The organism is Amycolatopsis sp. NPDC104775 (assembly GCF_055583325.1).
In genome coordinates, this window is sequence record NZ_JBVJOE010000002.1 from 792,574 (window position 1) to 798,294 (window position 5,721).

At 68.4% G+C, this 5,721-nt stretch carries 5 protein-coding genes; all 5 read left to right on the plus strand.

Going from position 1 to position 5,721, the window contains the following annotated elements; all coding sequences use genetic code 11:
• The first annotated feature begins 1 nt into the window (after position 1).
• From ACZ63D_RS12605 to ACZ63D_RS12625, 5 genes are read left to right on the plus strand one after another with little or no spacing between them, the layout of a single operon-like run.
• Positions 2-1,471, plus strand: coding sequence for an AMP-binding protein (locus tag ACZ63D_RS12605; protein ID WP_465354401.1), 1,470 nt, complete (start codon positions 2-4; stop codon positions 1,469-1,471).
• On the plus strand, positions 1,468-2,682 hold the full coding sequence (locus ACZ63D_RS12610) for a type III PLP-dependent enzyme domain-containing protein (RefSeq protein ID WP_465354402.1): 1,215 nt from the start codon (positions 1,468-1,470) through the stop codon (positions 2,680-2,682). The genes ACZ63D_RS12605 and ACZ63D_RS12610 overlap by 4 nt, the downstream gene beginning before the upstream one ends.
• The gene (locus ACZ63D_RS12615; protein ID WP_465354403.1) at positions 2,679-3,155 is read left to right on the plus strand and encodes a cobalamin B12-binding domain-containing protein; all 477 of its coding nucleotides are present in this window, start codon (positions 2,679-2,681) and stop codon (positions 3,153-3,155) included. The genes ACZ63D_RS12610 and ACZ63D_RS12615 overlap by 4 nt, the downstream gene beginning before the upstream one ends.
• Positions 3,152-4,420, plus strand: a complete 1,269-nt coding sequence (locus ACZ63D_RS12620; protein ID WP_465354404.1) for a methylaspartate mutase — start codon at positions 3,152-3,154, stop codon at positions 4,418-4,420. The genes ACZ63D_RS12615 and ACZ63D_RS12620 overlap by 4 nt, the downstream gene beginning before the upstream one ends.
• Positions 4,417-5,613, plus strand: a complete 1,197-nt coding sequence (locus tag ACZ63D_RS12625) for a cytochrome P450 (RefSeq protein ID WP_465354405.1) — start codon at positions 4,417-4,419, stop codon at positions 5,611-5,613. Before ACZ63D_RS12620 ends, ACZ63D_RS12625 begins: the two co-directional genes overlap by 4 nt.
• Positions 5,614-5,721 lie beyond the last annotated feature (108 nt).

The window sequence follows — 5,721 nt, forward strand, 5'->3', positions numbered from 1 at the left end:
AGTGGCAGTCGTGAACGAATCCGGTTCTCTCGTCCATGCCCTGCTCGACGCGGCGGTGGCCAGTGCGCCGGACGCCGCCGCGGTGCGCGACCGGGCGGGGGTGTGGACGTATGCCGAGCTGGCCGCTTGGAGTCACGCGGTGGAGGCGGTCCTCGCGCGGCGCGGGGTGGGGCGCGGCGATCGCGTGGTGGTGCAGCTGCCGACGGACCGGGCGCTGGTCGCGCTCTTCCACGGTACCTCGCGCCGGGGCGCGGTGTTCGTGCCGATCAACCCGGCGATGAAGCAGTTCCACTTCGACTCCGTCGTCGAGAACGCCGAACCGGTGCTGATCGTTCAGCCGCCCGAATTCGCTCCACTGTGGACGGAAGTCGAGGAAGCCTACCGCGCGCGGACCCGCGTCGAGCCGACGGACGTCGACCTGGACGACGTCGCGGTGCTCGTGTACACCTCCGGCAGCACGGCCGCGCCCAAGGGCGTCATCGGGCCGCACCGGCAGGTCACCTTCGCGGCGAGTGCGATCCAGGCGGTGCTCGGCTACCGCCAGGACGACGTCGTTTTCTGCCGGTTCCCGATGTCCTGGGACTACGGCCTGTACAAAGTCCTCCTTTCGACGCTCGGCCGCAGCGAGATCGTGCTGGCCGACGCCGAGTCCGATCTTCGCCTGCTGCAACGGATGCGCGAGGTCGGCGCGACGGTTGTCCCGATCGTGCCTTCGCTCGCCACGATGATCGCGACGCTGGCCGAGCGAGAGCGGGGCGAATCCGCTCCGGTGCGGCTGTTCACCAACACCGGCGCGGCGCTCCCGGACTCGACGATCGCGAAGCTGCGCGACGCATTCCCCGGCGTGCGCGTCGTCCGGCAGTTCGGCCAGACCGAATGCAAGCGGATCACCATCATGCCGCCGGAGGAAGACGCCGAACGTCCGGGTTCGTCGGGCCTTCCGCTGCCGGGGACGACCGTGCACATTCTCGCCGCCGACGGAACTCCGCTGCCCGCTGGGGAAATCGGCGAGATCGTCGCCGCCGGCCCGCACGTGATGCCCGGCTACTGGCGTGCCCCGGAGCTGTCGGAGCGAGCGTTCCGCCGCGACGAGGCCACCGGTGAACTCCGGTTGCACACCGGCGATTACGGCCGCCTCGACGAGGACGGTTACCTCTACTTCGAGGGTCGCCGCGACGACATGTTCAAGCGCAAGGGAATCCGGATGTCCACTTTGGAGATCGAGGCGGCCGCGATGGACATCCCGGGTGTGCGCGCGGCGGGCGCGATCCCGCCGAGCGACACCCGCGACCTGGCGATCTGCGTGGAAAGCGACCTGCCGCCGACCACGGTGCTCAAGGAACTGGCGCAGCGGCTCGAGCCGCAGAAGGTGCCCGCGCTGTGCCACGTCGTGGACGAGTTCCCGCTCACCGCGCACGGCAAGAACGCGACGAAGGAACTGGCCCTGCTGGTGGAAGGTGCCCGCAAATGAGCAAGTACGACGAGCTGGCCGCACGGTTCGGCACGCCGGCTTACGTGTACGACCTGGACGTGACCGCCCAGTCGCGCGATCAGCTGTTCGGCCTGCTTCCGGAGGGGTTCGCGGTCTACTACGCGCTGAAGGCCAACCCGCATCCGGAGATCGCCCGCGAACTGCGCGAGGGCGGCTGCCGCGCGGAGATCAGCTCGACCGGCGAGCTGGCCAACGCGCTGACCGCCGGGTTCGCGCCGGAGGACATCCTCTACACCGGGCCCGGCAAAACCGACGGCGAGCTGGACGCGGCGATCACCGCGGGCGTTCGGCTGTTCTCCGTCGAATCGTTGACTGATCTGCAGCACGTCGGTGCCGCGGCGGAGCGGCAGGACACCGTCGCGCGGTGCCTGCTGCGGGTGAACACCACGCAGGGCAGCGCGTCGACCGGGATCCGGATGATGGGCCGTCCGTCGCAGTTCGGCGTCGACGCCGAGACGTTGCCCGAGCTGATGCCGCTGTTCAAGGCGGTTACCGGGGCGAAGATCGTCGGCGCGCACTTCTTCACCATGAGCAATGCCCAGGACGAGGACGCGCTGCTCGGCGAGTACGAGTTCGTGCTGCAGTCGGCGGCACAGCTGCGTCAAGAAACTGGTCTCCCGTTGGAGCTGCTGGACATCGGCGGCGGATTCTCGTCGCCGTACGCGGTTCCCGGCGAGCGCACCGACTACCCGAAGCTGCGCAACGGTTTGGAGCAGCTGCTCGACCTCTACCTGCCCGAATGGCGCAGCGGCGAGGTGGAGCTGGCTTGCGAATCCGGCCGGTACCTCTCCGGGACGTGCGGGACGCTGCTGGCCGGTGTCGTGAACGTCAAGGAGAGCCGGGGCCACCGGTTCGTCATTCTCGACGCCGGGATCAACGTGGTCGGCGGGCTTTCCGGGATCGGACGTCTGTTGCCCGCCGCGGTCGGGGTGGATCAGATCGGGGACAACCCGGGGCAGCTCGTCGGTCCACTGTGTACTCCCGGTGACTCGCTTTCCAAAGCCGCGAAGCTGCCTGAGCTGGCGGCCGGAGACCTGCTGACCGTGCCCAACGTGGGCGCGTACGGCGTCACCGCGAGTTTGATCAGCTTCCTCGGCCGTCCGGCACCGACCGAAGTCGTGGTTCGTGGCGACGAGGTCATCTCAGTGTCGCGATTGGACTATCAGCGAGCTTATGAGGTTTCCCCATGAGCGAGGAAGTCCGCGCTTACGGCGGCAGTGTCATCGAGGAGCCCAGCGGGCGCACGGTGATCGTGAGCAGCATGGCGTCGGACTCGCACACCTGGAACCTGGTCTACCTCGAACTTCTCGTCGGGGAACTCGGCTTCGACGTCGTCAACCTGGGCGCCTGCGTGCCGGACGAGCTGCTGGAGTCCGAATGCGTCAGCCGCCGTCCGGCGATGCTGGTCCTGAGCAGCGTCAACGGCCACGGCTACCAGGACGGGCTCCGAGTGGTGCAGCGGTTGCGGGCACTCCCCGAGTTGCGTCGGTTGCCGATCGTCATCGGCGGCAAGCTGGGCACCGGCGGGCCACTGTCCGACGAGCAGACCGCGGAACTGCTGTTCGCCGGGTTCGACGGAGTGTTCGACGAGCAGAACGCCGCCGCCTTCCGGCATTTCGCCGCCTCGCTTCCCGGCGGGGTCAGCCAGCTGGAGGGAGCGTGAGCTTCGAGCGGTTCGTAGCGCAGCGGCACGCGGCCGGGGAACTGGTCGTGCAGCCGCGCATGGGTTTCGACAGTCCGGCCGCGATGCGCGCCGGTCTGGTCGCGACCAAGCACGCGAACGCCGCGACCGTCGGCACGCTCACGCTCGACAGCTACACCCGCGTCCGCGACACCGACTCCGCGGAACACGCACTGCGCAACGGGATTCCGCTCAACGGCTACCCGATCGTCAACCATCCGCCGGAAGTGACCCGGGCGATGCTCGACGGTCTCGAAGGTCCGGAGTTCCCGGTGCAGGTCCGGCACGGTTCGGCGCGGCCGGTGGACATCTTCCGCGCGATGATCGCCGCTGGTCTGCACGCCACCGAGGGCGGGCCGATTTCCTACTGCCTGCCCTACAGCCGGACTCCGCTCGACGAATCCGTGCGGAATTGGGCGTACTGCTGCGATCTGCTGGTCGACGCCGAACATCCGGGGGGCCGTCCGCATCTGGAGACATTCGGCGGCTGCATGCTCGGACAGCTGTGTCCGCCGAGCGAGCTGGTCGCGATCAGTGTGCTGGAGGCGTTGTTCTTCTACCGCAAGGGTGTGCGCAGTATTTCGGTGAGCTACGCGCAGCAGACGAACCTCCATCAGGACCGTGAAGCCGTTGCCGCACTGCGCCGCTTGTGCGCTGAACTGCTGCCGGAAGCGACCTGGCACGTGGTGATCTACGCCTACATGGGCCTGTTCCCACGCACGCCGGACGGCGCGATGTTGTTGCTGGGCAAGGCCGCTGAGCTGGCGATGAGCACTGGCTCGGAGCGGTTGATCGTCAAGACCGCCGCCGAAGCGCATAGGATCCCGACTGTCGCGGAGAACGTGACCGCGCTCGAACACGCGGCAGCGTCGGCAAAAGGCGTCAAGGCCATTGTGGACGAAGACAATCAGGTGTACCGCGAGGCCTGCGCCTTGGTCGACGCGGTCCTCAACAGCCACGCCGATCTCGACCGCGCTCTCGTGGTCGCCTTCAAACGCGGCCTGCTCGACGTGCCGTACTGCCTGCATCCGGACAACGCGGGCCAGGCGCGCAGCACGCTCGACGCGGACGGCCGGCTCGGCTGGTCCGAGCTGGGTTCGCTGCCGTTGCGCGGGATCGCCGAACGCGCGCCGAGCGGCCGGATCACCTCGTCGACGCTGATGTCGGCGCTTTCCTACGTCCAGCACACCCATGACACCCAGGCATTGGAACAGCCGATGACCCCGATCGGAGGGGATTCGAGATGAGCACTCGCCGGACCGTCCGGGCGTATCCGTTCGACATGCACGAGACATCCGTTTCGCAGACCTACCACCAGTTGCAGCGCGACGAGCCGATGAGCCGGGTGCAGCTGCCGTTCGGCGAGCAGGCCTGGCTGGCGACGAAGTACGCCGACGTCAAGCTGGTGACCGCCGACCCGCGGTTCAGCCGCGAGCTGGCCCAGGGCCTCGACCAGCCGAGGATGCGCCGCCAGCAGATGGGCGACGGCATCATGGGCATGGACCCGCCGGACCACACCCGCTTGCGCCGCCTGGTGATGAAGGCCTTCACCGCGCGCCGGCTGGAAGCGATGCGGGAGAGCGTCCGCACGCTGACGCACGAACTGATCGACGCGATGATCGAGAACGGCGCGCCCGGCGACATCGTCGAGGACCTCGCGCGGCCGCTGCCGGTCACGGTGATCTGCAACCTGCTCGGCGTGCCGAAGGAAGATCACACGATCTTCCGCGAGTGGACCCAAGCGCTGGTCAGCGACGCCACGGCGAAGGGCGATGTGCTCGACGTCTACGGCGATCAGCTCGACAACTACGTGGCCCAGCTGGTCGCGCAACGCCGCGAAGACCCGACCGACGACCTCCTGGGCGCGCTGGTCTACGCCCGCGACGCCGGAGACAAGCTCACTGAGAACGAGCTGATCTCGATCGCCGGCGCGGGTCTGCTGACCGGTGGCGTGGAGACGGTTTCCTCGGCGCTGCCGAGCTTCGTCTTCACCCTGCTGACTCAGCCGGAGTTGCTCGCGCAGTTGCGGGCGCAGCCGGAGATCCTGCCGACCGCGGTGGAGGAACTGCTGCGCTGGGTGCCGATCAACACCGCGGCGATGTTCGCCCGGTACGCCCGCGAGGACATCCGGATCGGCGACGTCGTGGTGCGGGCGGGCGATCCGGTGCTGCCCGCGCTGCACGCGGCGAACCGCGATCCGGAGGTGTTCGCGAACCCGGACGTCATCGACCTGACCCGCAGCCCGAACCCGCACGTCGCGTTCGGGCACGGTCCGCACCACTGCATCGGGGCGCAGCTGGCGCGGCTGGAACTGCAGGAGGCGCTGAAAGCGATTCTGGAGCGTTTTCCGGAATTGCGGCTCGCGGACGGCCGCGACGGCGTGAAATGGGAGTACGGGGTGATCGTGCGCGGCCCGTCGCTGCTGCGCGTCGCCTGGTGATTTCCCGCCCCTAACGACGTTTTCTGGGGATCCGGCGCGGCCCGAGCCCGCCTTACGATCCGACCGACGACCCATGAATGCTGCCTGGCTACCGCGGTGGAGTGCGCA